2 protein-coding genes and 2 rRNA genes are annotated in these 4,819 nt (G+C 45.4%); all 4 read left to right on the top strand.

Annotated features, from left to right (window positions below):
- Positions 1 to 296: ribosomal RNA gene (locus GX117_12775) — 23S ribosomal RNA — on the top strand; the annotation flags it as partial.
- A gap of 87 nt (positions 297 to 383) precedes the next feature.
- Positions 384 to 500 (top strand): 5S ribosomal RNA (gene rrf, locus GX117_12770).
- A 484-nt stretch (positions 501 to 984) separates the two neighbouring features.
- Positions 985 to 2,220, top strand: coding sequence for a hypothetical protein (locus GX117_12765; protein NLO34202.1), 1,236 nt, complete (start codon positions 985 to 987; stop codon positions 2,218 to 2,220).
- A gap of 369 nt (positions 2,221 to 2,589) precedes the next feature.
- A partial coding sequence (locus GX117_12760; GenBank protein ID NLO34201.1) for a hypothetical protein occupies positions 2,590 to 4,819 on the top strand: 2,230 nt, incomplete at its 3' end.

Raw genomic sequence — 4,819 nt, 5'->3', positions numbered from 1 at the left:
GTTTGGTCTCTATCCTATGCGGGCGCAGGAGATTTGATGGAAGTTGTCCCTAGTACGAGAGGACCGGGATGAACGAACCTCTGGTGTTCCGGTTGTCACGCCAGTGGCACCGCCGGGTAGCTACGTTCGGACGGGATAAGCGCTGAAAGCATCTAAGCGCGAAGCCCCTCTAAAGATAAGATCTCCCTGGCTTAGGCCCTCAAGAGTCCTGGAAGACTACCAGGTTGATAGGCAGGAAGTGTAAGCATGGTGACATGTTCAGCTGACCTGTACTAATTACTCGTGAGGCTTGGTCTATTGAACTCATAAGATCAACTTTGATCTCCGCCCAGTATTTATAGTGCGTCTTTGTGATCCCTTGCATTCCTGTCAAAAGATTTTTTGTCGGCGGCTATAGCGACAGGGCCCCACCCGTTCCCATCCCGAACACGGAAGTTAAACCTGTCAGCGCCTATGGTACTGCGAGGGCAACCTTGTGGGAGAGTCGGTCGTCGCCGACGCTGTTACTTCAAACGGACATTATAGAGTAATTCTGTAATGTCCGTTTTTTTATTCTCTATGCCTGACATTTCTTCTCCCGTAACGAGTTCCACGGGCGACCTTTCCCACAGCGCTTTCCGCAGATTAGCGAAGGGGCGGCAGCGCGCCGACTCCAGTCTAGAGAGACCAGTTTACGAATTGAGTCTCGATACTTTCTTCGCCTACGGAGACTATCAATAATTCTTTATTTCTTTTATGGTATACGTTATACTCATAGAGAAAGAAATTCTTCAGCTGTATTATCTGTTTTGCCGCAGCGCAGCGATTTAGAAGGATTTAAGAGGAAAGCTATGGATCAGTACTCCCTTTTGTTTCAGTTCTTGTGAGCGTTTCCGTGTTTCCCGGGCGCGCCTCTCGCGCCAGTCTTTTTTTAGAAAGTATTATGTTTCAAGTTAGAACCTGCGCTATTAAGGATTCGACACACTCATTTTGAAAGGAAAGGTCATGGTTACTGCTTGTTTATTATGTAGTTCTTTTTTCTTGATTTTTTCCCAGGCCAATTCAACTTGTACGGTGGAGGAGTTGATAGAGGCGCTCACCGAAAAAGAAACCAAGCTGTCGTCGGGCATTGCAACCTTTGAATTACTTTTGGATGAGGCGCAAGAAAATCTATTTCCTGTTGAGGCAGGTACTTCCGTTTCCTTGCGTTTTATGTGGCAAGGGGGGGATAAATTTGTCTTGAGCCGGACAACAGAAAAGGGTGAGGAACGCATCATTGCCAGCGACGGGAAGCATGTTCTCACGGAGGGTAACACCTTGTGGGATTACGCTTTTCTATACCACTTTCATAATCCAAACCTAGACAACGATCCTTTATTAAGGCGTTTTGAATCTGAAATGGCTTTGTTAACGGAAGTGCTTCTCGGACATTTAATGCCGGTAGCTCGTATTCCGTTATTGGCAGACCGTACGACTGATCTTGTAGCTTCCCGACTGCTTTTCTGGGAAAGAAAGGGAGCGCTTGTACCTGACCCCAGTCGCGCAGCGTCTTTTTTTCAAGAGAATATGATTCTTGAAGAAGCTCCCACGGAGGGAGGGCAAGAAAAGGGGCTTAGCTTTGTTTCTAGAGACGATCCCTGGCTTTGTTCCATGACCCTTTTCAAAGAGGAAGACTCCTGCTCCTTATCACGTTTACTCTTTACCTATCCAAATGGAGAAACAGAGCTTAGTTATTGCGGTGACTCCGTTCCTGAGTCATTGCCTGCTTCCGTTGCTCACGGCACGTATCACGCCGACGCCTCAGCACTCAGTTGGACAAGCCAACTTCGTTCTTTTGCCGTGTGGGACGCTGCTCAAAACAGCTATGTATTTTATGATCTAACGAATTGCGAAGTAAAAGATATGCCCGGAGACGGCTCCATTCTGAGTATGCAGGGCTTGGAAAACTTAGATTTGTTGTCTTCCTATGGGAAAAAAAACTACATCTCCTTTGATTGGAAAGGGGCTTATCAGTTATCAACATTACAGCATGTAGATTTGCAATTAAGAAGCTTTCTGATCGGACTATTTGACGCAAACAGTCTCTCTACCGAATTAATGATTGATACGGTTACAGCCTATAAAGGTGCGACTTTTGAACACTATTTAATGGGGGCGCCAATGTATATATATATAGGTATTTGCCTGATCGGCGTCTTAATTGCTGTCAATTTTCTCATCAAATTGAAACGCATCATTTGAGGAACACGAGAGGGATGAGGATTTATGGTTGAAACGGGTGGCTCTCGTGCTGAGATTAAACAGACCGGCCCACATACTGTGTTTCAAGCTTAAATCCGTCTTCATGACACAGAACGCTATACATTGCTCGTGACTTTAGTGTAGAATAGTCGCGGGGTAAAGAAGCCTCTTGCAATTGTTCTGAAAGCGTTTTAAAATCAGTGTATTTTGCAACAAAATACGTGTTATATTGGAGATAGTCTGGTTGGCACCTAGTGAGGATTCGCGACCCACATCATCTCGATGAAAACCTAAGGAATGATGTGGGTTGCGTTTTTTGAGGAAATATCGGAAATGAACCGGAAGTAAGACATTGAGGAGTTGGATTTAGTGTTCCTCTTGGTTGTGCACTTGGTTTGTGCCGATGAGCAAATTCATATTGAGGAAACGCGACGTCTCGAGGCCTTTTCCAAAGAACGTGGTGTAAATGAAAACACCCTTATAGAGGCAGATCGTATTCTCAACCAAGAAGATGATCGTCTTTTGATCCGCACTATTGCCGCCAACATTGACCCTGATCAGTGGGAGGATACGTTTCGTCTTTTAATTGCTTTTGCCTATGTGGACGGTTTTTGCGATCCTCTGGAAGAGCGGTTTTTGGATGAAGTTGCCCGAGTATGGGATATTTCACAGTCCGATAAGGAACGGATGCGATTGGAGGCGGAAACTTCTCTCGATCCGAAAAGAAAGGAGACTGATGATCTCCTTCACGTTGTTAGGGAGGCTTTCCCTGAAATAACTGATCAACCGGAGACGGTTCAATTTGTTGAAGGCTTGCAAGAGGGCGTTCTCTTTTCAGAACCTGAATATAAAAGCGCTATTTCAAAATGTACTGCTGTGGCAAAAAAGGATATTGCTGTGGCAGAAAAAGGGATGAAAGAAAGTATTCGCGCTTTGGAGCGTTTGAAGAAAAGTTTTGACGATACCCTGCATCGACTCGATAAGAAGGCGGCGAAAGCGTCGTCTAGTGAAGCGCAGCAGCTGCGGGATCGTCTTGAGACGGATTGCGAGATTTTGAATCAACACCTTGAGCATCTTGTGGAAGAGATGCAGGTTTCTTTTCAGAGACGAAAAAGGGCGGCCCGTTTCTTTACGATCTCTTTTCTGGGCAAGACAAAAGCGGGCAAAAGTACGCTTCACGCCGTGATCACCGGAGAGGGCTGGGATGCCATTGGGGTTGGCCGCCAACGTACCACGAAACTGAATCGCGTGTATGAATGGAACAATCTGCGCTTTATTGATACGCCCGGAATAGGTGCTCCCGGCGGCAAAAGTGATGAGGAAATTGCCAAGGGCATTATTGATGAGTCCGATATAATCTGTTTTGTCTTGACCAACAATAATCAACAGGAAGGCGAATTTAAGTTTTTACGGCTTTTAAAAGATCGTGCGAAACCGCTGGTAATTCTTCTTAATGTAAAGGATGACCTGACGAAGCCCATTCGTTTAAAGCGTTTTTTAAAGACACCGGAACGATTGTTTAGCGATGAAGAGGGCTGTTTAGGGGGTCATTATAATCGGATACGCCGCTTTGTTGAAAAGTTTTACGGCAATGAGAGCAGCTGTTCCCAAGAAAGGGACTATCTTAAGATTATTCCGGTTCATTTGCTTGCCGCGCAATTGGCACGAACCGGGCAGATGCCCGAATATAGACAACAGCTCTTTCAGAATTGTCGGGTCCAGCGTTTTCTGGATGAATTGCATCAAGGCTTAATAAAATATGGTGATATTCGCCGTTCACAAACCTTGTTAGGTTCTACAGTTGGGGATATTGAAAGACCGGCGACGTGGGTAAGCGATATACAAGCAGACTATGAAGCGCTTTTACGGTCGTTGCAATCCAAGAAAGAAACGCTCCTTGAGCGCATTGATGTATACGGTGATGAGGGGCTGAACGACTTTAAGACCAACCTCAAAAATATTTTTAATACCCTTTTAGAAATCATCCCCAGCTTTGCCGATGATCATTGGGATTGTGAAGAAGATGTGCTGAATAAGGCGTGGAAGCAGGTGTTGCAGGAGATAGAAATTAATGAGCGCGTTGATACAGAGATCAAGATGGCGCAAAACCAATTTTCCAATGAAGTGCGCGATATTTCTTTGGAATTAGGTCTTGAGATGGCCCCTGTTTCCAGTTTACAGGTGACAGCGGACAAGATCGCGGCACAGGATGCGAATGTGTTTTGGAGGAATCTCTTTACTTGGGGAGGTAACTTCGGACTGGCTGTAACTTCAATTGCTCTTTGGTTCGGATGGCTGACCGGTGTTATTGGCTGGCTTCTTATCGTTATCTCCATTGCGGCCCGGTTTATGCGCGACAAGTTTGCGAGTAAAGCCAAAAAGCGGCAAAAAGCTGTGTATAACATTACTGTGTCTGTTTCCAAAAATATCGAACGTCAACGCGATACGTGCATGAAAAAATATTTAAAAGAGTTCAAAGATCAAATTACAACGCTCACTACAGAAACGCAGCGCTATTATGATCTGCTTCTCAACGCGGTACACCATATGCGCGACAGTTTAGAAAAAACGGATGACCGGCTTCAGCACCAGGTTGATC

This window comes from Candidatus Hydrogenedentota bacterium (assembly GCA_012523015.1).
In the GTDB taxonomy this organism is placed as follows: Bacteria; Hydrogenedentota; Hydrogenedentia; order Hydrogenedentales; family CAITNO01; genus JAAYBJ01.
This window is presented reverse-complemented; position numbering and strand designations above follow the sequence as displayed.